The 25,144-nt window shown below is 58.8% G+C and carries 25 protein-coding genes and 1 pseudogene; 5 read left to right on the forward strand and 21 right to left on the reverse strand.

Annotation, left to right across the window (positions count from 1 at the left end; genetic code table 11):
* Positions 1 to 99: 99 nt before the first annotated feature.
* The gene (locus BFQ03_RS19560; protein ID WP_032859639.1) at positions 100 to 1,029 is read left to right on the forward strand and encodes a helix-turn-helix domain-containing protein; all 930 of its coding nucleotides are present in this window, start codon (positions 100 to 102) and stop codon (positions 1,027 to 1,029) included.
* Here BFQ03_RS19560 and BFQ03_RS19565 read toward each other — a convergent pair.
* Positions 1,000 to 1,578 carry a TetR/AcrR family transcriptional regulator gene (locus BFQ03_RS19565; RefSeq protein WP_032859638.1) on the reverse strand — a complete coding sequence of 193 codons (579 nt, stop codon included), beginning with the start codon at positions 1,576 to 1,578 and terminating at the stop codon, positions 1,000 to 1,002. The two genes, BFQ03_RS19560 and BFQ03_RS19565, sit on opposite strands and share 30 nt — an antisense overlap.
* Before the next feature lie 172 nt (positions 1,579 to 1,750).
* Between BFQ03_RS19565 and BFQ03_RS19570 the strand changes: the two genes are divergently transcribed.
* On the forward strand, positions 1,751 to 2,911 hold the full coding sequence (locus BFQ03_RS19570; protein ID WP_090290768.1) for an efflux RND transporter periplasmic adaptor subunit: 1,161 nt from the start codon (positions 1,751 to 1,753) through the stop codon (positions 2,909 to 2,911).
* 30 nt (positions 2,912 to 2,941) lie between these two features.
* Positions 2,942 to 6,088: an efflux RND transporter permease subunit gene (locus tag BFQ03_RS19575; protein WP_065943777.1), complete on the forward strand. Its 3,147-nt coding sequence runs from the start codon at positions 2,942 to 2,944 to the stop codon at positions 6,086 to 6,088.
* Between the two features lie 87 nt (positions 6,089 to 6,175).
* Here the strand turns inward: BFQ03_RS19575 and BFQ03_RS19580 are convergent, their stop codons facing one another.
* The 6 genes and pseudogenes from BFQ03_RS19580 to BFQ03_RS19600 all read right to left on the reverse strand — a co-directional run bounded on the left by BFQ03_RS19580 (position 6,176) and on the right by BFQ03_RS19600 (position 10,206).
* Positions 6,176 to 6,493, reverse strand: coding sequence for a hypothetical protein (locus BFQ03_RS19580; protein ID WP_032859636.1), 318 nt, complete (start codon positions 6,491 to 6,493; stop codon positions 6,176 to 6,178).
* A 5-nt stretch (positions 6,494 to 6,498) separates the two neighbouring features.
* Positions 6,499 to 6,660: a hypothetical protein gene (locus BFQ03_RS30300; protein ID WP_167360817.1), complete on the reverse strand. Its 162-nt coding sequence runs from the start codon at positions 6,658 to 6,660 to the stop codon at positions 6,499 to 6,501.
* Positions 6,661 to 6,805: 145 nt separating this feature from the next.
* Positions 6,806 to 7,132 (reverse strand): DUF2388 domain-containing protein, encoded by a 327-nt coding sequence (locus BFQ03_RS19585; protein WP_065943778.1) that lies wholly within the window; start codon positions 7,130 to 7,132, stop codon positions 6,806 to 6,808.
* 229 nt (positions 7,133 to 7,361) lie between these two features.
* A complete protein-coding gene (locus BFQ03_RS19590) occupies positions 7,362 to 8,693 on the reverse strand; it encodes an MFS transporter (protein ID WP_065943779.1) in 1,332 nt (443 codons plus the stop codon).
* 137 nt (positions 8,694 to 8,830) lie between these two features.
* Positions 8,831 to 9,283 (reverse strand): annotated as a pseudogene (locus BFQ03_RS19595) (DNA adenine methylase); the annotation flags it as partial.
* A gap of 284 nt (positions 9,284 to 9,567) precedes the next feature.
* On the reverse strand, positions 9,568 to 10,206 hold the full coding sequence (locus BFQ03_RS19600; RefSeq protein WP_032859629.1) for an NAD(P)H-dependent oxidoreductase: 639 nt from the start codon (positions 10,204 to 10,206) through the stop codon (positions 9,568 to 9,570).
* A 94-nt stretch (positions 10,207 to 10,300) separates the two neighbouring features.
* Between BFQ03_RS19600 and BFQ03_RS19605 the strand changes: the two genes are divergently transcribed.
* Both BFQ03_RS19605 and BFQ03_RS19610 read left to right on the forward strand, forming a co-directional pair.
* On the forward strand, positions 10,301 to 10,768 hold the full coding sequence (locus tag BFQ03_RS19605; protein WP_223232701.1) for a MerR family transcriptional regulator: 468 nt from the start codon (positions 10,301 to 10,303) through the stop codon (positions 10,766 to 10,768).
* A gap of 785 nt (positions 10,769 to 11,553) precedes the next feature.
* Positions 11,554 to 11,910: a hypothetical protein gene (locus BFQ03_RS19610; protein ID WP_065943780.1), complete on the forward strand. Its 357-nt coding sequence runs from the start codon at positions 11,554 to 11,556 to the stop codon at positions 11,908 to 11,910.
* Here the strand turns inward: BFQ03_RS19610 and BFQ03_RS19615 are convergent.
* From BFQ03_RS19615 to BFQ03_RS19675, 14 genes are read right to left on the reverse strand one after another with little or no spacing between them, the layout of a single operon-like run.
* Complete coding sequence (locus BFQ03_RS19615) at positions 11,852 to 12,409, reverse strand: lysis system spanin subunit (RefSeq protein WP_065943781.1); 558 nt, start codon at positions 12,407 to 12,409, stop codon at positions 11,852 to 11,854. The two genes, BFQ03_RS19610 and BFQ03_RS19615, sit on opposite strands and share 59 nt — an antisense overlap.
* Entirely contained in the window at positions 12,409 to 12,834 is a 426-nt protein-coding gene (locus tag BFQ03_RS19620; protein WP_065943782.1) for a cell wall hydrolase, read from the reverse strand. The genes BFQ03_RS19615 and BFQ03_RS19620 overlap by 1 nt, the downstream gene beginning before the upstream one ends.
* Positions 12,835 to 12,893: 59 nt before the next feature.
* A complete protein-coding gene (locus BFQ03_RS19625) occupies positions 12,894 to 13,151 on the reverse strand; it encodes a hypothetical protein (RefSeq protein ID WP_065943783.1) in 258 nt (85 codons plus the stop codon).
* Entirely contained in the window at positions 13,148 to 13,447 is a 300-nt protein-coding gene (locus BFQ03_RS19630) for a hypothetical protein (protein ID WP_065943784.1), read from the reverse strand. Before BFQ03_RS19630 ends, BFQ03_RS19625 begins: the two co-directional genes overlap by 4 nt.
* On the reverse strand, positions 13,444 to 14,229 hold the full coding sequence (locus BFQ03_RS19635) for a hypothetical protein (RefSeq protein ID WP_065943785.1): 786 nt from the start codon (positions 14,227 to 14,229) through the stop codon (positions 13,444 to 13,446). Before BFQ03_RS19635 ends, BFQ03_RS19630 begins: the two co-directional genes overlap by 4 nt.
* Positions 14,230 to 14,286: 57 nt before the next feature.
* Positions 14,287 to 15,150 (reverse strand): hypothetical protein, encoded by an 864-nt coding sequence (locus BFQ03_RS29215; RefSeq protein WP_083204871.1) that lies wholly within the window; start codon positions 15,148 to 15,150, stop codon positions 14,287 to 14,289.
* A gap of 1 nt (position 15,151) precedes the next feature.
* Entirely contained in the window at positions 15,152 to 15,406 is a 255-nt protein-coding gene (locus BFQ03_RS30410; RefSeq protein ID WP_239695256.1) for a hypothetical protein, read from the reverse strand.
* A 52-nt stretch (positions 15,407 to 15,458) separates the two neighbouring features.
* Entirely contained in the window at positions 15,459 to 19,319 is a 3,861-nt protein-coding gene (locus tag BFQ03_RS19645; RefSeq protein ID WP_065943787.1) for a TipJ family phage tail tip protein, read from the reverse strand.
* A gap of 57 nt (positions 19,320 to 19,376) precedes the next feature.
* A complete protein-coding gene (locus BFQ03_RS19650) occupies positions 19,377 to 19,955 on the reverse strand; it encodes a tail assembly protein (protein ID WP_065943788.1) in 579 nt (192 codons plus the stop codon).
* Positions 19,952 to 20,707, reverse strand: a complete 756-nt coding sequence (locus BFQ03_RS19655) for a C40 family peptidase (RefSeq protein ID WP_065943789.1) — start codon at positions 20,705 to 20,707, stop codon at positions 19,952 to 19,954. Before BFQ03_RS19655 ends, BFQ03_RS19650 begins: the two co-directional genes overlap by 4 nt.
* A 3-nt stretch (positions 20,708 to 20,710) precedes the next feature.
* Positions 20,711 to 21,460 (reverse strand): phage minor tail protein L, encoded by a 750-nt coding sequence (locus tag BFQ03_RS19660; RefSeq protein ID WP_065943790.1) that lies wholly within the window; start codon positions 21,458 to 21,460, stop codon positions 20,711 to 20,713.
* Positions 21,461 to 21,470: 10 nt separating this feature from the next.
* The gene (locus BFQ03_RS19665; RefSeq protein WP_065943791.1) at positions 21,471 to 21,809 is read right to left on the reverse strand and encodes a phage tail protein; all 339 of its coding nucleotides are present in this window, start codon (positions 21,807 to 21,809) and stop codon (positions 21,471 to 21,473) included.
* Between the two features lie 2 nt (positions 21,810 to 21,811).
* A complete protein-coding gene (locus tag BFQ03_RS19670; protein WP_065943792.1) occupies positions 21,812 to 24,745 on the reverse strand; it encodes a phage tail tape measure protein in 2,934 nt (977 codons plus the stop codon).
* A gap of 57 nt (positions 24,746 to 24,802) precedes the next feature.
* The gene (locus BFQ03_RS19675; RefSeq protein ID WP_065943793.1) at positions 24,803 to 25,132 is read right to left on the reverse strand and encodes a hypothetical protein; all 330 of its coding nucleotides are present in this window, start codon (positions 25,130 to 25,132) and stop codon (positions 24,803 to 24,805) included.
* Positions 25,133 to 25,144 lie beyond the last annotated feature (12 nt).

Here is a 25,144-nt window from a genome sequence, read left to right on the forward strand (position 1 = left end):
TGCAGCGGTTGCAGGACCGGGGGCAACCGTGATGTATTGATGCCGCACCGCCGACGGACATTTCAATAACGGGCGGACACCCGCGCACCGGTGACGACCATGACGCAGATCGAAAGCCTTAGCTTTACCGACGCCAGCCAGCACGCGCGCTCGGTGCATGACTGGGAGCAGACCTACGACCAACTGTCCCCCGGCCTGTTTGCCAGCCGCTTGCGGCAACTGTGCAGCGGGCACTTCCAGATATTCCACGAGCAATTGAACCGGCGCATCGTGCAATACGGCCAGTCACCCGCCGAGCGCATGTGCTTTTCGATTCCACTGTGCACCGACAGCCACGGTACGCAGGACTGCCTGGCAATCCTGAACAACCACGAAGAGTTCATGTTCCATGCCCCGGAGAACACCCAGGTCTTTGCCGCGACCTTTGCCCGCCAGCAGGTCCTGGCACTGGCCGCGCTGAACCTGAGCCCCCGTAGCTACCGGCAGTTGACCGCCGCACCGTCGCTGCAGTCACCATGGCAGCGCACCCGTGAGGTGTACCAGCGTGTACGCCTGCAACTTGGCCAGGCACTGGATTGCCCGCCACAACACTTCAATGAAGCCACGGCCAAACTCATGGAACATGGCTTGCTCAGTGGTTTCCTCGATCTGCTGGGGAGCGTCGAGAACCCTGAAAAACGTCGGCGGCCCAGCGCCCCCACGCGCCAGTACCTGGTAAAGATGAGCCAGCAGATCGCCCTCGAAAGCCACGACGAGCCCATCACCATTGTCGATCTGTGCGAACGCCTGCACGTCAGCCGGCGCGCCCTGCAATACAGCTTCCAGACCATCACCAGCACCAGCCCAGTGGACTACTTGCGCAGCGTGCGCCTGAATGCGGTGCGACGCCGCCTGGTCATGTCGTCGCCGGCCGAATTGAGCATTGGCGACGCGGCGGCCCAATGGGGCTTTTACCACCTGAGCCACTTTGCCGGTCAGTACAAGGCGCTGTTTGGCGAGTTACCCTCGCAGACCCTGCGACAGCGCTGAGTGCGGCGGCGCAGCGCTCACTCCATGCAAGAACATCTGCTCCATCACCCAGGCCGTCCCCGCCGGTGCGGCCCGGCCCAGGCGCTCTGCCTCGACCAGGCCACACAGTAGCGATGTGAACAGCTCGGTCATGACCGCCGCTGTGATATCGATGCGAAACACTCCAGCCTGCTGCCCCCGCAGGAAGAAGCGGTCCAGGACGTTCAGGTACGGTTGCCAACCGTGATTGTTCAAGGTGTCCGGGCGGTACTGGAACACCATGAACAACACCCACTCACGGTGGGCCAAGTGCTTGTCGATCAAGCCACGCAGGACCTCGGCTGGCGCGTCGCGCTCAAGGTCTGCGTCATCGACCACCTGCTGCATCAGCTCGCGCGAGTACGCCAACAGCATCTCGATCAGGTGTTCCCGCGTGCCGCAGAAGCGGTGCAACGTGGCCTTGCTGATGCCTGCCGCACGCGCCAGCTCCTGGAGCGTGGCCCGGGGATGGTCAACGATGGCAACCGCCAGGGCCTTGAGAAGTTTTTCATTGGGGGCGGGCGAAGACATGGCAACAGGCTCATTGGTCGGACGTGAAGTGGAAGGCATTGTGCCGAAATTCCCCCCGACCTCAAGGGAAATGACACTTTTAAACACAAAAGAATCTTTTGAGACATTATTGTCTCACAAGATCCATGCATATATCATGCGCACCTTTCCAGACCTAGCCTCCAGGTGACACATGAACGCTTTGCGCGACCTGCGTATTTTCAGCTTTGCTGCGCTGGCCCTTGTCGGCCTCGCCGGCTGTGGTGCTCCCGATCAGCCCGAGGCTGCCCAGCAACCCCGGGAAGTGGAGACCGTGACCGTCGCTCCTGAAGCCTTCTCCCTGTCCGCAGAATTGCCGGGGCGTATCGAGCCGGTCCGGGTAGCTCAGGTACGGGCCCGGGTAGCCGGGATCGTGTTACGACGCAACTTCGAGGAAGGCGCCGAGATCAAGGCCGGCGACCTGTTGTTCCAGATCGACCCCGCCCCCCTCAAGGCCGCCGCATCACGGGCAGAGGGCGAACTGGCACGTATCGAAGCGCAGTTGTTCGAGAACCAGGCCAAGCTCAAGCGCTATGAACAACTGGCCGACGTCGAAGCGATCAGTCGCCAGGACCTCGACACCGCCCGCGCCGCCCTGAAAAGCAGCCAGGCCGCCCAGCAATCGGCGCGCGCCGATCTGCAAACCGCGGGCCTGAACCTGGGCTACGCCACGGTCCGCGCGCCGATCTCCGGGCGCATCGGCCGCGCCCTCGTGACCGAAGGCGCCCTGGTTGGCCAGGGCGAAGCGACATTGATGGCAAGCATCCAGCAACTGGACCCGATCTATGCCGACTTCACCCAGCCGGTGGCGCAAGCGCTGAAACTGCGCCAGGCCCTCAAGCACGGCAGCTTGTCGGCCGGCGACTCCTCACAGCTATCGTTGCAGGTCGAAGGCACCGACTTCCACAGCCAGGGCACGCTGTTGTTCTCCGACGTTGCGGTGGACCGTGGCACCGGCCAGGTCTCGTTGCGCGGACGCTTCAGCAATCCTGAAGGGGTGTTGTTGCCTGGCATGTATGTGCGCGTGAAAGTGCCCCAGGGCACCGATCAACAAGCCTTGCTGGTGCCTCAGCGCGCCGTGCAGCGCGGCAGCGACGGCCAGGCCCAGGTACTGGTGGTGAATGCCGACGACAGCGTCAGCCCACGCGCCGTACAAACCGGCGCCATGCAGGGCCAGCGCTGGCAGATCACCGAGGGCCTGGAGGCCGGTGACCGGGTCATCATCGGCGGCCAGAACGGCCTCGCTCCGGGTGACAAAGTGCTGGTGAAAGCGCCCCTCGCCCCCGCCGCCCAACAACAAGCAGCACGCCAGTAAGCCCGGCACCACCGCGTTCGAGGTCACTCCATGTCTGTGTTTTTTATCAAGCGCCCCAAGTTTGCCTGGGTCATTGCGTTGTTTATCTCCATGGCCGGGCTGCTGATCATCCCTGCCCTGCCGGTGGCCCAGTACCCAAGTGTCGCCCCGCCGCAAATCACCGTCACCGCCACCTATCCCGGGGCGTCGGCCAAGGTGCTGGTGGATTCGGTCACCAGCGTCATCGAAGAAGAACTCAATGGTGCCAAGGGCCTGCTCTACTTTGACTCCACCAGCAACTCCAACGGCATGGCGGAAATTGTCGTGACCTTCAAGCCCGGCACCCAGCCGGACATGGCCCAGGTCGAAGTGCAGAACCGCTTGAAAAAAGCCGAGGCGCGCATGCCCCAGGCGGTGCTCAACCAGGGCATCCAGGTGGAGCAGACCAGCGCCGGCTTTCTGCTGATCTACGCCCTGAGCTACAAGGAAGGCACGGCGACGCAGGATACGACCCTACTGGCCGACTATGCCGCGCGTAACGTCAATAATGAAATCCGTCGGGTCGAAGGTGTGGGCAAGCTGCAATTCTTTGCCTCGGAAGCCGCGATGCGTATCTGGCTCGATCCGCAAAGCCTGGTGGGCTACGGGTTGTCCATCGATGACGTAAGCCGGGCGATCAGCGCCCAGAACGTCCAGGTTCCCGCAGGCAGCTTCGGCAGCTCCCCGGGCGCAGTCGGCCAGGAGTTGACGGCGACCCTGGCGGTCAAGGGCACCCTGGACAACCCCGAGGAGTTCGGGCGCATTGTGCTGCGCGCCAATCAGGATGGTTCCAGGGTCACCCTCGCCGACGTGGCGCGAATCGAGGTCGGCAGCCAGGACTACAACTTCACCACGCGCCTCAATGGCAAGCCGGCAGTGGGTGCGGCAGTGCAACTGTCGCCGGGGGCCAACGCGCTGAAGACCGCCAGTGCCGTCAAGGAGCGCCTGCAGGAACTGTCGGTGAACTTTGCACCAAACGTTGAATTCTCGGTGCCCTATGACACCTCGCGTTTTGTCGACGTGGCCATTGAAAAGGTGATCTATACCCTGGTCGAAGCCATGGTCCTGGTGTTCCTGGTGATGTTCCTGTTCCTACAGAACGTACGCTACACCTTGATCCCCAGCATTGTGGTGCCAGTGTGTCTGTTAGGCACGTTGATGGTGATGTACCTGCTGGGCTTCTCGGTCAACATGATGACCATGTTCGGCATGGTGCTGGCCATCGGTATCCTAGTGGACGACGCCATTGTGGTGGTGGAAAACGTCGAGCGGATCATGGCCGATGAGGGCCTGTCGCCGGTGGCCGCCACCGTCAAGGCCATGGGCCAGGTATCGGGGGCGATCATCGGCATTACCGTGGTGCTGTCGGCGGTATTCCTGCCCTTGGCTTTCATGGCCGGTTCGGTGGGAGTCATCTACCAGCAGTTTTCCCTGACCCTGGCGGTGTCGATTCTGTTCTCGGGGTTCCTGGCCCTGACCTTCACCCCGGCACTGTGTGCAACCCTGCTCAAGCCCGTGGCCGAGGGGCATCATGAAAAACGTGGGTTCTTTGGCGCCTTCAACCGCCTGTTCGGGCGCCTGACCGATCGCTACAGCGCCCTCAATCACCACCTGGTAAAACGCGCAGGCCGAGTGATGCTGGTGTACCTGGGGCTGGTGGTCCTGTTGGGCTTTACCTACCTGCGCTTGCCGGAATCCTTCGTACCGGTGGAAGACCAGGGTTATATGATCGTTGACGTGCAACTGCCGCCCGGCGCCTCGCGGGAGCGGACGTCGGCGACCGGCCAGGAGCTGGAGCAGTTTCTCGCCTCCCGTGACGCGGTCGCCAGCACCTTCCTGGTCCTGGGCTTCAGCTTTTCCGGGATGGGCGAAAACGCCGGACTGGCCTTTCCGACCCTCAAGGACTGGTCGTTGCGCGGCGACGAGCAATCTGCCGAAGCGCAAATCGCAGGGGTCAATCAACACTTTGCCACCCCCAGCGACGGCGCGATCATGGCGGTGAACCCTCCGCCCATCGACGGCATGGGCAACTCCGGTGGGTTCTCCCTGCGCCTGCAGGACCGCGCCGGCCTGGGCCGCGAAGCCTTGCTCGCCGCACGGGACCAGTTGCTGGGCCAGGCCAACGGCAATCCGAAAATCCTCTACGCGATGATGGAAGGCCTGGCCGAGGCCCCGCAATTGCGCGTGACCATCGATCGGGAAAAAGCCGAGGCCCTGGGCGTCGGGTTTGATGCAATCAACAACACCTTGTCGACCGCGTTCGGCTCGGCGGTGGTCAACGACTTTGCCAACGCCGGGCGCCAGCAACGGGTGGTGGTGCAAGCCGACCAGCGGGACCGGATGACGCCGGACAGCGTGCTCAAACTGTTCATCCCCAATAACCTCGGCGCCCTGGTGCCCATGAGTGCCTTTGTCAGCACCCAGTGGGAGCAAGGCCCGGTGCAAATCGCCCGCTATAACGGCTACCCGTCGATCCGTATCGCCGGCGATGCGCCGCCCGGCGTCAGCACCGGGGAAGCGATGGCCGAGATCGAACGCCTGGTGTCCACGCTGCCGGCAGGTATTGGCTATGAATGGACCGGTTTGTCGTACCAGGAAAAGATCGCCAGCGGCCAGGCCTTGCAACTGTTCGCGCTGGCGTTCGTGGTGGTGTTCCTGCTGCTGGTGGCGCTGTATGAAAGCTGGGCCATCCCCTTTGTGGTGATGCTGATCGTACCGGTCGGCGCCCTGGGGTCGGTGCTGGCCGTGACCAGCCTGGGCATGCCCAACGACGTGTACTTCAAGGTCGGCCTGATCACCATCATCGGGCTGGCGGCCAAGAATGCGATCCTGATCGTCGAGTTTGCCAAGGACCTGTGGGCCCAGGGCTACTCCCTGCGTGACGCCGCCATCGAAGCCGCACGCCTGCGCTTTCGTCCCATCGTCATGACCTCCATGGCCTTTATCCTCGGCGTCGTACCCCTGGCCATCGCCACCGGCGCGGGTGCTGCCAGCCAACGCGCCATCGGCACCGGCGTGGTCGGCGGGATGCTCAGCGCAACGATATTGGGGGTGGTGTTTGTGCCGGTTTTCTTTGTCTGGGTACTTTCAATGCTCAAGCACAAACCGGTTGTCAGCCCGGATGACAACACACTGCCAGCCGCGCGGATCGAGGAGTAAACCGCAGGCGTAGGAACAGTCGAGCCCGGCAAGGTGGGGCTCGACTGCTTCTACAGGCTTTACCTGTGTTTGTTAGATCGCTACCTGTTATAGCAACACCGTGGCCAGCATCCCCAGTGCACCCAGGCAAAAACCGATCAATGCACCGCGCCCGGGTGACTCATGAAATAGCGCCCAGACCACGACAGGCTCCAGCAGCAGCAAGGACGTGACAGAGACCACGGTGACGATCCAGATATCACCGACAGCCACATACCCCAGCCAATAGGCGCCCAGCAGGCAAAACCCAGCAAAACACATCAACGTCACCGGCATGATGAACGCCTGCCATGAACCATCGCCGGCATGGGCCAGCTTGGCGGTGACTACCTCGCTGTAGATCGCACAAAACTCACCGAGCACCATCAACCCTAGAGCAGAAACTCCGAGTAGTTCTTTGGACATATCAAAAACTCCTTCGCATTCAGCGCAATGTTTTTCAGCTCCCAGCGCGCGATGCCGCACTCCAGGGAGTTGTTGCAGTGATACGAAGCAGCCTTGAACAGGCCTGAATTACCGAAGTGCTTTTCCATGCTCATATCCTTGAATGGGTGTCAGGCTGCGCGCCAAAAAAAAGCGCGGGGCCTGATCATACGTTCCGCAAACCCCACAGAACAACCAACGCCATGATGCCTAAGCGTCCTGCCCTGCCCGCTCTTTCAACAAGCATGTTTTCGATCAGCCCTGCGCCGCGATTGCCCGGGCCAATAGCGTGTCAGACATCAGCGGTGGCTTGTAGGTCGATCGGTAATACCTGCTCGCCTGCTCAAACTGTGCACCACGGATCTCGCCATCTGAACCAATAAAGGCAAGCGCGTCACTTTTGGATGACTTGAAAAGCTCTGGAATATAAGAGGTTCCCGCAGTGGCACCTGAGACGACCACAAAAGGCACAACCGTGGTAATCATCAGCGCCGCCTGGAACGGGTTGTTGTTTTCTGCGGCCACAACCTGAGTGCCAAGCGATGCCAGGAGGGCGATCGCAAAAGGTTTCCAAAAATCCATTGGTGATTGCTTCCTTGCGCTTGAATGGTCGCCACGATAGCAGAAGGGGCAATCTACGAGCCTTTTGCTAACGCTGACCAAAATGATCAAACCGCAGAAACAACAAAGCCCGGTCGTTTCCGAACCGGGCTAAGTTATTGAATAATATGGTCGGGACGGCGTGATTCGACAATCGGGTTACTACGAAACGAAGAGGTTCGCCAATGTCGAGCCTCTTCAGGCAGGTTGATTAACTGCTGATAGCGGCGACTTGCGCCGCACGACGATTCTGCTTACCCACCAGAAACACCAACAGCGAACCGGTAGCGGTCAACGCGCAAAGCGGCATCAGTGCCATTGGGAAGCTGCCGGTCTGATCACGCAGTACACCGATGACAGAACTCATGGCGCCAGTGCCCAAATGGGCAAAGGTATTGATCGCCGCAATCCCGGTGGCCAGGGTCGCCGGAGGCAGAGTTTCGGAGCACAGTGCCCAAAACGGCCCCTTGATCGCATAGTTACCCATCAATACGAGCGTCAGCAGCACCAGCGTAATGGTCAGTGAGTCCGTGAACAGCGTGGCGGCGAAACTCACCGCAGTAATCGCTAGCGGAATGGCGGTGGCCTTGACCCGTTCCCCGCTTTTGTCCGCACGCATCCCCCAGTAAATCATGAAGACTGCGGCGATGCCGAAGGGGATCATGTTCAACAGGCCGGTTTGCATGTTGGACAGGTGGAAGGACTTCAGAATTTGCGGCATCCACAACGAGAGGGTATTGCTGGTTGCCGAACTGCCCATGTAGATCACCGACAGCACCCAAATGTACTTATTGGTGAACACCGACTTGAGCATGCCGCTCACGCTGTGAGGGTGTTTCTGCGTAGTGCTTTCGCGTGCAGCCCGTTCTTTGGTCAACTGTCCGCTCAGCCAATCCTGTTCCTGTTGAGTCAGCCATTTGGCTTCGCTCGGCCGATTAGGCAACACCTTCAAAGCCAGCAATCCTAGAATGATCGCAGGGAGTGCTTCAAGCATCAGCAGCCACTGCCAACCGGCGAAGTCTGCCACACCATCCATTTTCAACAGCAGTGCCGACAATGGCGAGCCGATGAAGTTAGACAGTGGAATAGCCACCATGAATATCGCAATGATTCGAGCCATGTACGCTTTGGGGATGCATTGCGAGAGGTAGAGGATGACACCAGGAAAGAAGCCAGCTTCTGCCGCTCCGAGGAGGAAGCGGGAAACAGAATAGGAGATCGGCCCGACCGCAAATGACGAGCAGAAACCGACGATGCCCCACGTGATCATGATGCGTGCGATCCACCGGCGGGCACCGAAGCGCTCCATCGCCATGTTGCTGGGCATTTCGCAAAGGACATAGGCGACGAAGAACAGTGTAGCGCCGAATCCGAAGGCACTAGCCGTCAGGCCTATGTCCTGGTTCATGGTCAGGGCTGCGAAACCAATATTGACTCGATCAATGTAGGCGATGAAATAACAGAGCACGAGAAAGGGAATCAGGCGAAATCCCAGCTTGCGCATTGTCGACTTTTCAATCTCATCATTGGATTGCTTGTTCATGGAAACCGCTCTCTTGTAATTGGAATAGGCCGCTCTTCGGCAGAATCTCTCGATGCGGGGCGAGAGACGTGATGGAAGATTTCCACCCCAAGCTTTCAGCAACCTTTCGTTACAAATAAAGCGGATGACTGGTCAATTCCCTGCCGTTGGTTTGTGGTGCTGTAACGGATGTCGACTGTTTCAAAATGGAAGCCTTCAAACACTCGGCGAATATCCGGGTGAGCGTTGATGCTGACCATGACCTTCCCCTTGCAACGCCTCATAAAGTCAGCCATTCGCTCGTAATTCTCAAAGGGAAAGTCCACCCCGTAGCCGGCCGTCTGCCAGTAGGGCGGATCCATATAGTGGAAGGTATGGGGGCGGTCATAGCGCTCGGCACACTCAAGCCAGCCCTGATTTTCAACATAGGTGCCGGGCATACGCTGCCACGCTGCAGAAAGGTTTTCCTCGATCCGAAGCAGGTTGATTGCCGGACCAGTCGTCGCGGTACCGAATGTCTGCCCCGTCACCTTGCCGGCGAAGGCATGGTGCGGCAGGTAGAAGAACCGAGCGGCGCGCTGGATGTCGGTGAGAGTTTCAGGGCGGGTCAAATCGAGAGGAGAAGAATTACACTGCGATTTTCAACGGATAGTGGTAAATAGCGAAAGCCAGTGAATCCGGGGGGATGTTTCCTCAAAAACACCCGAATTTACCCTGCCAAACACGGTCATTGGTACAGCCCCCCTCCCCCGACGTCCTGCCGAGTACTCACAATCCGCTCTACGCATGTTTTCATGTTGCTTTTGAATAGTTTTCATCCAACTGAGCGCCATCCATGAGAGCAAGATGGCGCCGCCTCACTATTGCTGCAGTGTGGGGCGGCTGCACTTTCTCCCTAGTTGATTTCGGTTACGAAATTTTCGCGAGACCGTCGTACTTTTTTCAGGTTTACCAGCCAGTCAGACTCTGCTGCCCGATAACCTAAAGGCAAGAGCACCACACTGCGCAGATGCCTGGCTCCCAGTCCCAGAATGTCATCGACAGCCGATGGATCGAAACCCTCCATGGGCGTTGCGTCGACTTCCTCGAATGCCGCGGCGATTAAAGCTGAGCCCAGGCCAATATAAGCTTGACGCGCAGCCGCTTGATAATTGGCCTCCTGTCCACGTTCGGCGACTATGCCGAGGAGTATTTGACGGTAGTCTTCCCAGCCTTGGTTGACGTTAGCTCGTACAGTATTGGTCAGGTCGAACATCATGTTGACACGCCCAGGCGTGATGTCGTCCCACGCGGCGAACACCAGTAAATGAGAGCAGTCGGTAACTTGAGACTGATTTGCGCTGACCGCCTTAATCTTTTCGCGAATTTGCGGATTAGTCACCACCAGCAATTCAAATGGCTGTAGCCCGCTCGACGTAGCTGTCAGTCGTACCGCCTCCAGAATTCGCTCCAGCTTTTCAGCAGGTACTGTCTTGGAGGAATCGTACTTTTTCGTCGCATAACGCCAATTCAGCAACTCGGTTATTTTGCTCATTTTTCAAGTTCCACGTAGGTCAACGGTCTTTATCGAGCCCAATCCGATTACCTTCCAGATTACGCTTGGGCTTATACTGCGGATTAAAGTCGACTTGAAGGTCAAGCAAAAAATGAAGATAGGCGAAATTGCGCGACGTACAGGCCTTGCTGCTTCAGCAATACGGTACTACGAGGAGCAAGGCCTACTGGACGCCCCAACGCGCGACATGAACAACTATCGCTATTACAGCGAATCCGCCATTAAACGCTTGGAAGTCGTGATCCACGCGCAAAGACTGGGGTTTTCTCTCGACACGATTCGTAGCCTTTTCCTTCATGACGGGAGCTGCTCCAAATCCCTCACCTTGGACCAGATCAATGTTCGCCTGGAGGAGATACAGCAAATCGAAGCGACCCTAACAGTGCAGCGTGAGGAGTTGTTGATGCTGCAACGAATCCTCGAAGAAAGCCTTCGGACTGGCATCGCCCCTGGATTGTCCTGCCCGCCCAGCACTGAACGATTTCAGCCTGATCGAGCCGTAGTAACGCGAAGCAAGCACACGATGGCTACCAGCAAGTAAGGATCAGGGAGAGGCTCTGCAGTTGTAAGCCATAACACACGGCATCATGGTATACATCCACGCCGGACCAGGCCGGGGAATGGTTGGACTCGGCCGCACCAAAGCATAGGCTGGAGATGTCTACGATGCCGGGGGCAGTCCAAGCAAGACTGCGGAAAATACCAAAACGACAGCACAGACAGGACTCACCGACCTGCGGCCAGTCACTTACCAAGCCTCAGAGTCAACAGCCCTCTGAGACAACATCAGCCTCAGCAGCCACGATTACTAACCCATTACCCAATCATCCTGCCACTGAAAAGCCTGGAGATGGAGGGCCGTTTGCATTGGCGATGACAACTGTCCGGCAACCGCCAACTCGACAGGGCGTCAGCAAGTCTCAATTCACTACCATTTAACTACCAGAAAACCTAAATCGCAGACATGAAAAAGCCCAACCTTTTCAGATCGGGCTAAGTCATTGAAAAATATGGTCGGGACGGAGTGATTCGAACACTCGACCCCTAGCACCCCATGCTTGGCCCCATACAGACGTAAGCCATTATAAAATATAGAATTACCTATGTATGCACGGCACCAAATAACCGCATTTCCTGTGCTTATGCAAACGATAAACCGTGGCCTGTAGCGGAGGTTTTGCGCAACTTGCTTCGCTCAGTGCACCCTTCCCCGGCGTCCTGCCCACCGAACACCAAACCAAAATCCCCTACAGCTCGTCGCCTCACATCGCACAACCCGCAAACCTCGATTACTGTATACACATACAGCATTCGGATTGCCCCACAATGAACATCGACGAAGACACCTCGACGTGGCTTGGGTGCCCTACGCCCCTGGAAATGTACAAACACCAGTGCGCGCTACTCGAGGACGAGCTCACAACCGCCTATCGCCTGCTGAGCAAGGCACGGGCGAACGTTGCGGGCCTGGTCCAGATGAATGACCTGCTCGCCACCGGAAAAGCGTCGGCAGAGACGGCGCTGAGGGACGCCCTTGAGCGCATATCGGCGATGGGCAATGACCAGACTGACAAGAGAAGCTTTCGAAGCGTCGACCTGGTGACCGATCAACGCGACCATCTCTTCAGGGAGAATCAGCGGCTGCTGCTGGAGTTGAAAGTATTGAGGGGGCCACAGCCCTGACATACGCCTGGCACGCCCGCAGCGCGATCAATCCTTGGTCGCCGGCATCGGTGATGGCGATAATTCGTTGAGCATGCGCTGGGTTAAGATGGGCTCGACGGGCTGCATGAACCACGCCGACGGCGCCGGGGGCGGCAGGCACGTTGCAGCCACTGGCTGAATCCGTGGCGTCGAGAAGGACTGACAGCCGCACATCAGCAGTAGCAAGGCGGTCACGGAGATAGACTTGAGCACGTTGCGCATCGGATAGCTCTCGGGAGTGTTGTTGATCGGAGGCGGACAGCTTTTGCTCCAGTGTCAGGCGCTTACCCTGCTCAGCGCTCACCTGCTTGGAGGCGGCCGCGCTGACGGCAGCCATTTCGCCCTGGTGCTGGCCGGCCTGCTCGGCCAGCATCTTGCCCATGCGCCATTCCTGAACCTGCCAGGTGATGCCGGCGGCGCTGGCCATCAGCGCCAGGATCAGCACCACCAGCCCGGCCAGCTTCTGGGCGGGCGTCATCACGGCACATCCTTGAAGAAGACGTGATGCCCGAGGCGCAGCGTCTGCTTGGCCTTCGCCGCCCAGGCCGGGGCCTTGGGCATCGTGGTTGCGTAGTAGTGCGTGGCCCCGCCGGTTGGATCCGGTACCGCACCGGCCATCACCTGGTCAGCAGCACGCTGGGCCTGGGCGAACTGCGCGGCCGGGATCGGCTTGGCGCCGCGCAGGTAGGCGTAGTTAGGGTCGTTCTGGTTCCAGCAGCTGAACTGCCAGGGCTTCAGGCACACGCCGGCGTAGCCCTCGCCCCACCAGGACTTGGCCTTGCCGTCGAACACCCGGTTACGGATGGTCCAGGCCACGGCGACCTGGCCGGCCAAACCCTCACCGCGGGCCTCACCCCACAGCGTGCGCGCCAGGATGTCCCGGTCTTTATCGGAAGTGGTCATGCTTTTCTCCAGGCAAAAATAAACCCGCTCGATGGCGGGTGGCTGTACGCAGGCGCGGATCAGTCAGCGAGAGGATCAACACCGACTGGCAGCGGGTAGCGCGCCTTGATGGCTGCCACGGAAGCGAGCCATGCGGTGTAGTCAGGCTCCAGACCTTGGCTCAGGGCGTCATAGTCGGCTTCCAGGCGCAGCGGATCCGACTCGGACAAATAGGCGGCGCGGCGAGACGCCAGCGCGGAATCGAGCACGGCACGTTGCTCGTCAGCAAAACGCTGTTCGGCAGTGATCATCTGGCCGAAATCAATATTTCCAGTCATTGGGGAATACTCACAATACCGTCAGCAGGATTGATGGTGTCGACAGGGAATCGCGCAGCCGAGCTGGCATCCTGGCCGACCGGAAGCCGGAAGGTGATGATCAGCTCGCCGTCGACACGCTTCACGTCTTGCTCGATCCATTCGCAATTGATCGCCGCCGCGGGCAGCGTTGCACCATCCGGCAAGGGCCGAAAGTCGAAGCGCTCTCCGTTGACGGTCAACACGTCTGACCGCTTAACGATCGTCAGCGTTTCTTCAGAGTCAATCGGGGAAAAGGGTGACCATTTGATAATCATGCGTACCACCTTCCGATAGAAATAAGGTTCAGGCTGAAAGTTCTAGAGGCAATGCTGGCGAGAGCGCCAACGCCGGGCGAGAACTGCGTAACTGTCGAAGGGCCGCCTAGATCTACTGTGATGACGCCATCGGACTGGGTGGAGCCTGTAGCAACCGGTGCCGCATAGAACTGAGCAGGGAACGTCCAAATCACCGAACCGTAATAGAGTCCATTGGCAGGGCCTGATGTAACAGCAATAGCGGTAGATGCCTTCTGCCAGCAAATCTGTGTTCCGTCAGCGTATCGGATGAACGATCCGTTGGCATTGCTGCCGTACTGCATCACTGCACCAGTGGGAACTCCGCCGGATTGCGAGACCGCGCCTACAAGGGCCGCTACTGCTGCAGTCCCTAGACCAAGGTTCGCACGCGCTGTCGAAGATGTAGTGCCACCAGTGCCCCCCTTGGCTACCGGCACGACGTTCTCGGTGGACACAGCACCCAGGCCTGCAAGCGTGGCCCCCCATTGCTGAATGATCGCCCCGGCAGCAATCGCCAGGTCACGCTGATAGCCCTGCACCGGCATCAGCGCATAGTTTGCGTTAGACACCGTGGCACCGCGGTAAGCAGGACTGATCGACAGCGTGGTCGGGCTCGGGGCGTTGATGACCTCGTACCACTGACCATCTGGGCCGATGAACGCATCACCCACTAGGGAGTTTGCTGCGAAGTTCGTGCCCACGCCGGTGACGCTGGTTTGGCCAGCAACAACGTTCACCTTCCCCTCTTTGTACCAACCCATAATAATCTCCAGGCAAAAATAAACCCGCTCAAGGCGGGTCGTTAAAGTTCGAAACAATCAATTAAATGGAAATGGTAATCCGGCAGTTTTTATGACTAGCGCAGTTGGATAACGGTCCGTTGGAAGTAGGTAATACGATATATTGGCCTGCTGTGTCTGGGTCCAATATTGCTCAGTTGTTCTACCGGGAGGCGAAAAAAAGAACGATATACCACCAACCCTACCGAATGCACCTTCAGCAACTCCGTAGATCACAGCGCCGGCGCCTGGAATATAATCGTAGTCAACCACGCCACATGACCTGCTCCATGGTAGGAAGGCTGCATACTCCTCGCTAGACGGCATTTGGATATCTACAACGCAATGAAGTATCGCCGAGACAGATGCATTCTGATATCGCAGCCTCTCATTCCTGCCATTTACATATGCTGTAACGGGATTCCCAAACCTATCGATGGGGCCTGGAAGCGGGGCCTGTATTGCTGCAACAACGTTTAATGGGAGTTGCCCAGAGTTGAAGGTTATTTTTTGATTAATATCTCGCGTTTTCAGTGACGGGCCACCTAATGCATCGTCTTTCATAAGGTCGAAGCAGTAGTATTTTGTACTGGCGGTAGCCCCGGAAAAAAGATATGTCTTGGAAGTTCCAGATACTTTAACCCCGGTCCCCACGCCTTTACCCACAAGAAAAACAATCGGGGCTTCCGCGTTATCTATTGTGAAGCCGTACTGATCATCCCCCAATCTAGGGCTGTCAATCCAGCTACTCCCAATATTTGGATCAACGTTTACACCCCGCAACTCCAGCCTGCGCCAGTTTTCCACATAGGCCAAATAGCCGCTCTTAACCAGCCCGTAGCTAATATTATTTGTGTCATACAGAAGACTGGAGTCATTTAATCTAACGACAAGTCCTGACATATCAGTAGTACCCATAGGAGATACGGCAGTTCGCCGAGAAGAAACCCCAGCCAGACGTATTGTATGAATAGGCCCAAGACAAAGTTGTTCCATCAAGGGTGACACCTGGCCTCTTCCCTTTTTCCACCTGCAAATCAACCAGCGGACAAACGGAGAAAAACAGGTTGCGCCCAGGCGGCGCAGCCGGGATCTGAATAGATCCATTCTGCCCGCCAGTCTCAACACTGCCTGTCTCCTGACTGATGAAGCTGGTCATATCAACCTTGATGAGGCCAGTGTCTTTGTCCCTTATTACTAGTCCCACCATGTCAAAGACTCAGGTCGATGCCATCAACACCATTGGCATAGGTGAATTTAAGTCCGTCACTATTCAGCAGCGAGGAGTTCCCGTTTTTGCTGCCACGGAATACGAACTTGCCCGTTACCATGTTGAGATCGATCAACGGTTGCCCATTTGAATCAACAGCAGCAGAACGAAGATTCATGCCCAAGATGATCTGTTGGATGAACGCTTTGCTGATGATCGCAGTGTTGAAAACCACTTGGTTGTTTTCCACAACGAACATCGGGATTACCGTTCCGTCTATCTCGTTCACGATGGCAAACCGCTGCGCGTAGATCAGGAACTCCGACTGCTCTCCGTTCGTGCCAAAAGCCATTCCTGTAACGACCTTGCGGTCGCCCACAACGGTCTGAGCTTTGAGAGTGACTTGCGCAGAAACCCTGCCATCGAGCCCAACCAGCGTCTGACTAACCTGCTGAACCGAAGCATTGGTTTGCCCGATGCTCGATTGCAGGGTTTCTGTTGTCCTGCTCAAGGCTTCATTTGCGGACGCCTGCACTTTCTTCTCAGCGAAGAAGGTAGCCGTGGAATCCCAAGACTTCACGACGCCGGCCAAATCGGCGGCCCCATCATCACCGCGCACCGCCGCCCGCAGCGATTCATTGCTGGCCGCAAGGGACGTAACCTTGCCATCAACCTCAGTGACCTTTGTGTCGAGGCCAGTGATAGCCACGGCATTACCGGCCACCTTCTCATCGGTCAACGCCAGATCGCTCTTCAGTTGGTTTACTTGAGTGGCTGCCGTCTCCCTGTTGGTCGCCACCACCTGCTCCAGAACGCTCAGCCCTGACTTGTTCGCCCCAACTTGCGCGCTCATCGTCAGCAGCTGCTGCGCCATGGACTCGTTTTCTGTTGCCCTGGTGCGCTTCTCCAGAGCCAGATCGGCGGTTGATTGCCAGCCTTTGATCACGCCCGCCAGGTCACCAGCGCCATCATCTTCCCGTGCTGCTGAGCGCAGCGCCTCAATCGATGACGCGGTGGCCACCACCTTGCCGTCGAGCTCTTCGATCTTGGTTTCGATGATCTGAACCTGCGACGCCAAGGCGTTTGCAGTTTCCAGGATGGTGCCGATATCCAACCAATAGGTGGCGTTCGGCGGACTGGTGTTCGCAGGTACCGGGCCTTTCGCTTGGAATAGGTGCTGGTCCAAGCGAACAATATCCCCTTTCAGATACGGCTTGGCAGGGTCATAGGCCAGGGCGTCCGTGACCTGGTTGATCAGCTCTTCCAGCTCCTGCTTGGCCTGCTCCAGTCGCTCATTGACCGACCCAGGCCCATCGCCCGTAATCAGCTCGATCTCTTCGCGCAAGTCCTGGTACAGCGCCCCCTTACCGATCTTGTCGGCGAAGTACTTGTCGTACTCGGTCTGGTCCGAACTGGCCTGGCCATTGACCGCGCCCGGGATCGGGAAGAACGGCCCGACGTTTCCGGTACGGTCCACCAGGCGCGCCCAGAAAAACAGGCTCGCCCCCGCCAGCAGGCTGTGCATCTCATGCTTGGCCTGCGGGTAGCTGAAGTCGCTCAGCTTGATCGCCGTCGTCAGGTCCGGCGACTCGCTATACCAGACCTCCGTGCGCTGGGTGTCCTCTGCACCTGGTGGAAAGCCCCACTGGATGCCGATCCCGTAGACCAAGCTGGTGGTGGTCAGGAACGCCACCGCCGGCGGAAGGCCGACCTTCCCCTCCAGGTTGGTCAGGTTGGAGCTTTTCCAAATCGAAGAGATCTCGAAGGCGCTCACCGACCGCACCCGGGCCAGATAGGCACCCGAATAGATGCCCGTAACGTCCACGCTCGTCGAGCCGGTGCGCTGCAGCTTGATCCAGTTGCCGCTGTCCTTGCGCCACTCCACGTCATAGGCGACCGCGCCAGCAACGGCGGGCCACGAGATGTTCATGGTGCTGATGGCTAGGCCTTGGTCTATCGATACGTTCGATGTGATAGTGACGCTTGCCGGTGCCGGTACTACTGTGATCGGGATCACGCTAACCGGGCGCTCTTCTAGGCGCGCACCGGTATCGATGCTAGGGAACTTGCTTGGCTCATACTGTAAGGCGCTGATGTCGTAATCACCCTCAGGCGTCCGTGCGGTTCTCATCACCCTATATAGAGGAATTGCCAGGTCGTCAGCGTCGATTGCCCACTGAAGCTGGGCTGCGGGGGGCTCGCTGTAGGCGACGGTCACGGTTACATTGCGGCCGCTCACGCTTTCCACGGTGCGCCCTTCTGCCCGCCCGCCCGGAAGGTTGATCACCAGTCGGTCGCCGGCCTTGGCCAGGGTGTCGCGGTCCAAGGTGATGACCTTCCCCGCCGCCGCCGCAATGCGCCCGCCTATCTCCCGGCCCGCCAACAGCGAGTCGGCCACGGGGATAATGAACCCAGGCAGCGGGATACGGCCTTCCATGCCGGTCCTGAAGCTGATGGTGCGGTCCTGGTTGTTGCTCAGCACCAGCCACTTAGCGCGGCGCTGGGCCTCAGATGCCCGAGTGCAGCCGATGGCACTGATCTCCGTCGGCTTGTCGCCCAGGCGGCGCTGCAGCGGCAAATCGGAATAGACCGTGACATCGGTGTCGTAGTTGTTCAGCGGGTTGTCGTAGCTGACAAGGCAGCGCGTAAAGCGAGTCTTCGCCGATGCGCTGCCATAGGAGATCTTGCCGTCGATGACATTCGACCGGGTGAAGACGTAGTCCATGTCCTGTGCCCGAGGCATGTCAGCCTGCATCACCAGTTGGCCCTGAGCCCAGTACGTCATGCCGCGATAGATGCCGGCGATGTCCCGCAGCAATGACCAGGCATCGGCCTTGCCCTGCAGGTTCATGTCGCACAGGAACCGCGGCTCAACGCCTGCGGCACCGTCCGGCACCGACTGGTCGCAGTACTGAGAAATGCGGTACAACTCCCACTTGTCGACCATCCACGGCTTGATACGGCGGCCCAGGCCAAAACGATCCTGGGTGCAGATCCCGTAGGTGACCCAGGCTGGGTTATTGGTCCAGGCCTCCTTCATGGTGCCGTCCCAGGCGCCAGAGTAGGTGCGGGCCACCGGATCGTAATTGCTCGGAACCTGCCAGCGGCGGGCCTTGCACTTCACGGTGACGGCCGGAATGTTGGTGAACTGCTCGGCGTCGAACTCGATGAACAGTAGCGCCGTGTTCGGATAGCGCAGCTTTGCGTCGATCACCTGGGTGTAGCCTGCGATAAACAGGCTGTCTGCGATCTTGTCGGTGTTCTGATTTGGAGTGATGCGGCGAACTCGAATCAGCCATCCGCTGATGGCCGGTGGAAGATCGATACGCATGGACTTTTCGTAACGAGTGGTGGCTTTGCCTGTCATGGCACCAACCAATACCTCCTGATACGCACCTCCATCGGTAGCCACATCTACCGCGTATTCGATGCTGTAACCACCGATGTTCCCTTCACTGTCCTGGCTCGCCAGTCGCGGCGTGGCCAGGCGGATACGTGCCGCCGACAGCTGCAGGTTGGTCAGCGACTGAACCCACGGCGTGCCGCTGCGCAGCTCGATATTCAGCGAGGTTTCGTTGTCGACGGACGGGATACCTGGGATGTAGGTCTGCTCTACAGACCCGGGGCGCCAGTCCCACTTCACGTTGGTAAAGTTGAAATTGCCGCTGGCATCCTGAATAGGGGTGTTATCGAGGAAGATATCGCGCGCGGTGGGCGTCCCGTCGAATTCACCCTCGCCCACGGCGATCAGGATCTTGGCCACGTTGGTTGAGCGCAAGCTGTCGGGCGCCTCTACTGGTGCTTTTGGCTTGCTCTCGCCACCTTTGGCACCATGAACATCCAGATTCTGTGCTGCGCCCATGCTTTCCTCCAGGCAATAAAAAACCGGCTCTTGGCCGGCTTGTTTGGTGCGTTGTGCCTACGTTTTGTCCTCGGCGTAAATAGATGCCGAGATAATTGCGCCACCCCACCGGCGATCACCGACGCAGATCGGCACCGGGTTGCCGCTGGCCGTGGTGTTCTTTGCGCTGCCGAATGCATAGCTGGGCATGTTTTCCGGTGAGGCGCTCTGCTTGAGGCCGGCGGCCTGCGGGCTGAGCATCTGGATCACGCCGCCGGCCAGCAGCGCAATGCCTGCTGGCGCCGTCGGAGCGCCGAAGTAGCTGGCGGCGATCAGCACCACGCCCAGCACGATCTGCAGGATGCCGCCGCGCTTGCTGCCCTCTACGACCGGTACGATGCGTATCTCCCTAGCACCGCCCATGCCGAACTCATCGGCACCGACGTTTTTTCGGTTGCGGAATATGGCAAAGCGCATCCCAAGGCGGCCAAGGCGGCGGATCTCCTCCTCGAATCCGTCGATGGTTGCCTTCAGCGCCCGGAAACTCTCCCAGGTGTCGCCCGAGCCAACCTGGCGCCGGTGCAGCCTGCCGAACTTCTGAGCCAGCGAGCCGGACAGTTTGATGGTGGTCATTGGCGAATAAACGATGGCGCTCATCGTGCCTCCTTGTGTCGAAGAATTAAGCGTGTGCGCTGAAGCCATGGCCCGCCGTAGACAATCACCTCTGATGGCCGGCCATAGAGGTGGTGCAGGACGAAGGGCCCGGGACCAAAGACGGCGGATTCTTCACCGGGCAGCGTCGGGTCAGTTCCCAGGTAGATCCCCGCGTGGTTCGGATGCGCCGTGCGCCCGACCTCCATCACGATCATGTCGCCGCGCTGTGGGCTGTCGACTTGCTCGAAGCCGGCAGCGATATAGTTCGCCTCGTACAGACTGGTGCTATCTGCACTCTCCCACCAGCCATCGGTGCGATTGAAGGCTTCGAACTCAAGGCCCCACTCACGCTGGTACCACTGGGCGCATACTGACCAACAGTCCCACACACCATGTACAAACGGTCGCTTGAGCAGCGGCGTGCTGCCGCTCGGGGTAACAGTGCGTAGGTCGCCCTCGGGCCAACTCAAGATATGCCAGGGCAAGGCCGTGGCCTCGCACATGGCCAGGTCGCGCGATGACGGGCGGCTGGTGGCGTCCGGGTGAGAATGGACGATGCCGATCACCTGGCCCTGGTCTTCCGCCGCGGCGTAGTCCTCTGGATCAAGCCGAAACTCTTCGTTCGGCTCCGTGGCGATGTTCCGGCACGGGAAATACTTCTGCGCCCGGCCCACGGCCAGTACCAGCCCGCAGCACTCTTTCGGGTACTCGGCCGCTGCATGCGACTGGATGGCCGCAATGATGTGTTTGCGCATTTTTCAGCTCCGGGCAATGAGTGACACAGCGGGAAATCCACCGAATGGGTAGGGGTTTCCCTCGCCGAAGCGAGGAATGCAGCAGCGGCCCAGCGTTCCGTCAGGTATGTCGTTCTCAGGGTTATCTGTCAGATTCCCATCCTTGTCCCGGTACGGCCCTGTGTAGCCGCAGTCGGGACCTCTGTACCCGCCGGTTAGCGCCCAGTGGCACAGGGTTGTCATCTGTCTACCGATAGTTTCTCCGCCCACATCGCCCGGGCTGGCCAAGTCCCAACTGACCGTCTCGCCGTCCTCGTTGGTTTTCTGGTCGACATACCAGACCTCGATCGATTCCTGGGTGGGGTCCGCCGTGGGGTTGCCGCCTTCGAAGTTCACCGCGTCCAGGAACTCGGCCAGCGTGTTGCGAACTGTCACCTTGAACTCGAGTAGATCCTCGAAGGCCAGGCATAGAGCAGTGATTCGCCCATTGACGTTGCCAACCGACAGCTTTGGCCGTACTGCGGTGCCGTCGCCGTTCGCCTCGCTGCCCTCGTACTGCATTGGCCAGGCGCCATACTCTTCGCCCTTCCACCAGATTGACTTGGCCGGCAGCTGGTCAGCGTTGCTGCCGGCGGCCAGCAGTTCGGCAGGCGTATGCGGTATCGCATGGCCGTGGAAGCGCAGTACATCGGCGCCGTAATCGCTGCCATCCAGTTCAAACAGCAGGATTTCGTTCCCAGGCTCAAGGGTCTGGATAGCATTGATCAGCGACATGGATTGACCTTTACGGGTGGAAAGCGCGCTCGAACGTCGCCGTCACTTTGAATACGCCACCACCCATAGGGGTCGGGGTTGGGTTCTTGCATGTGAATAAACCCAGCTCCCCCAGCGGTGTAGTCCATAGAAAGGCCTTTGCGCCCTTGTGGCGGTCGAAGAAGGCCATCATGGCCTTCGCTGCCGAGGTGGTGCCGGTGTGGGTTATCGGGTATGCATCTTCTTTATTGTTTGGACCATCGCCGACAACTTGCTTATAGCCCCCGCCAAAGCGTGATTCCCTGGTCCTATATTCAAATGTCGGCGCCTCCCCGTGCTGGGTGGCCCAGGTGAAAGTTTCAATCGCCATGGTTACCTCCCATTGATCAGGCGCCAGATTGAGCCACCAGGCTGCAACCCCTTGGCAATTGCAGTTTCAGCCTCGGTTTTAGCCGCCTGCTGTATGCCCTTGCCCAGCTGAGTGGTGTCTTCCTGCGTTGCGTTGCCGCCGTCGCCGGTCGTTTGAACGGAAACGGATACGGGGAAGTTGTAGGTGTTCCCACCGCCTCCCCCGCCACCGCCACCTCCGAGCGAGCGCACACCCAGCTCGCCACCGGCCGTCCTGGTCAGCGGCATGATTGCCTCCGGCCCGGCTTCAGCGAAGATGCCCGCGCCCTTGGCGAACGCGAACATCTGGGGTTTGTCGTGCACCTGGTTGCTGAAGCTGGACAAGCTCGGCGAGTCGTACACGCCGCCCTTGGCGTTTGCCGTGATAGCACCACCAATGTCAGACCCGAAGCTGGTGGAGCCAGCAGCCGCTCCGCCACCGAAGTACGCGCCCAGCGCACTACCTGCGATGCTCGAAAGCAAGCCAGATGCAGCCTGACGAGTAGCGATGCGTGTCATATCGGCGATGATCGACTTGGCGAAATCCGAGAACGAGAACTTACCGTTGGTGGCGAAGCTGGCCACCGCGTCTTCCATGGAGCTGAAGGCGTTGGTGAACAGGCTGCGGGTTTGTCCTGCTACGTCGCGAGCCGAGTCCAGATAGTTGCTGAAGGCCGAAGTGGCCCCATTGCGCCAGTCACTTTGAGCCACGGACATCTGCTCATAGTTGCTGAGAGTGGTCTGAGTCAGGTCACGCTCGCTGCGGTTGATCGCCTCAAGCTTGGCCTGATATTCCTCGGCACTCATGTTGCGGGATGCGTCGGCTTTGTCGCGGGCCAGATCCAGGCGCTGCTGATTGGCGCGGTCTGAAATACCGTTCAGGTCGCCGTTTATGGCGTTCTGTCGGTCACTTTGGCCCACACCTTGAGCGGCCCGGCTGCCGGCGCGCTGCAAGGCGGCATTCTGCTGGTCCAGCGCATCGGTGTATGACTTGATGGCCAGTTCCTGCTTCTTGAGCCGTCCCTGCTCATTGGTCGCGATCACCGCCAGCTCGCTGTCCGATTCCTGCTGAGCCTTGACCATATTGGCCCGGGCATCGGCGATCTTCTGGTCCAACTGGATCCGCTGGGCAGCCGACGTGCCGGCCTTGCCCTTGGCACCCTCAAGCGCTGCGATCTCAGCCTCATACGAGGACTTGACCTCTGATGCCTGCTGCTGGAGCAGTGCCACGCGCTGGGCCGTGTAGCTCTCCTGGGAGATTATCCCTGCCTTCTGCGCGGCCTCCAGCTCCTTGTCCGCGCTCTTGTAGTAGCTGAGCACAGCATTGAGCTGATTCTTCGAGTCGTTGAACGAGGACAGGTCGACCGCGGTGGTCGCACCCTTCGGGTCCTTGTACTTGTCGCGGATGTTCTTCAGGTCGCGATCAATGTTCTTCTGATCAAGTAGCGGGCTGTTTGGATTCGCCTCGCGCAGGTTGGCGACTTTCCGAAGGTAGGCTTCCTCTTCCTTGTCGCGCTTCTGCTTGTTGCTGTAGGACGCAACCCGGATTCGCTCGAGCTCCCGCTCGGCCTCGATGCCCTTGTCCTGGACCTTTTGGCGGTCACCGAGGTATTTTGTACGCGTTTTCTCTGCTTCTATCTGGAGTTCAAGGAACGCAAGATCCCTGGTATCTCTCGCAGTATCACGCGTCTCGATACCCATCGCAGCAGCCCGGCCACCCCGACCCTGTCCAGTCTTCAGCCTCTGGCGGATTACTTCGGCTTGCTGCTCCAGGCTTTGAGTACGTCCGATCTCCTTGGTGGCGTCCAGAGCGCCTTTCGCAGCGTCCCTTACTGCATTCCAGCCGCGCTCTATGATCCCCAGGTTCTGCGTGATCTCTCCGGTGCGAGTTTCGATCGTGCTGGCGTATGAGTCCGTCAGTAATTTAGCAGCACCAACTGTATCCCCTTGCTCCTTGAGCGCGACAATCTGCGAGTAAATCGACGCTGTCAAAAAGTGGTATTGATCGTTTAGTTCTTTTGCGGCGGCGACAGGGTCTTTCGCAATTTTCGCGAACTCGGCGATTGTCTCGTCAATAGCGCGCCCTGTAGCCTTTTCCATCTGCAAGGCGGCTTCGGTGATCTGGCCAAAGCTATCACTGGCGATCTTTCCGTTACCGGCGAGCTTTGCCAGCACTTCAGCGGCAGCACCTGTTGTTCCAACTGTGGCGCTGACCTGTCGGGCCATATCGCTCAGTTGACTTGCGCTCGTTCCGGCCACATTACCGCTGAGAATCAGCGCCTCATTGTAAGCATCTGCCTCTTCACTGCCCTTGTAATACGCCAGGCCCAACGCAGCCACGGCGGCTGCAGCAAGCGTAAACGGATTTATCAGGCCAAGTACGTAACCACCCAACGCCTTCGCCGCCGGCGCAATCCCGCCGAACATATCTTTGAGCTGGCCGCCCTGCTGCAGCAGAACTGTCAGCGGCGCCTGTCCACCCTGGAGAGAGACGGCAATGTCAGTGAACTGGGCTGGCACGCCGCGCAGCGCTGCAGCGGTCTGCTTCGCCGTGTTTCCGGTCCGAGTAAGGCTGTCGTCGAATCTTCCCAGGTTCGCCCGCGACTGGTCGATCTTGCCCTGGTACTCACTGAACGTTGACGCGTCCAGCGCTCCCAGTTTTTTTTGCTTGGCCAGTTTCGTTTCAAGGTCGTCTAAGCGACCAAGAGCCTTGACCGTTGGGTCAATCTCGCCGAGCAGATCTGATAGCTCGTCCTTCTGCTTCTTCATCGAAGCAGTCGCCTTATCAGCCCCGCGCGCTAAGCCTTCGGCTGCCTTCTCCGCACGCCCCCCGGCCGCAGTAAGCTTGTCTAGATCGGTGCTTGCCTGCGCAGCATCCGTCGAATCGACCTTAATGCCGAGCTCAGCAATCGACGTCATACTTTTCTCCAGGCACAAAAAAGCCCGCTCAGTGGCGGGCTATTGGGTTCACTTAATCTATTTATTCAGCTTTGAATTCGCTTCCGCAAACTGGCAGGTAATGCTTATGTCTGTTTGCATGCCTTCCCCGAACTTGGCCACCGGCCTGGTTCCTACGCCCTCGACTACGTACTTCGAGAACCCTGCGTATCCACCGTAGCTGTTCTTGGCGTTTACTTCGCCACATACAACCGTATTGTCACGGAGGCGATAAACCTTCTCACCCCTGAACTCAGCTGACACCGAGTCGTTTAGGTTTCGCTTCACTTCGTCCCGCGCTTTCTGCACATCGCTGTTTCCACACCCTGCCAGCGTTACGATCGCTAAAGCTGCAACCAGAATTTTCATCTCGACCACTCC

This window comes from Pseudomonas sp. 25 R 14 (genome assembly GCF_900004755.1).
GTDB classification, from domain to species: Bacteria; Pseudomonadota; Gammaproteobacteria; order Pseudomonadales; family Pseudomonadaceae; genus Aquipseudomonas; species Aquipseudomonas brenneri.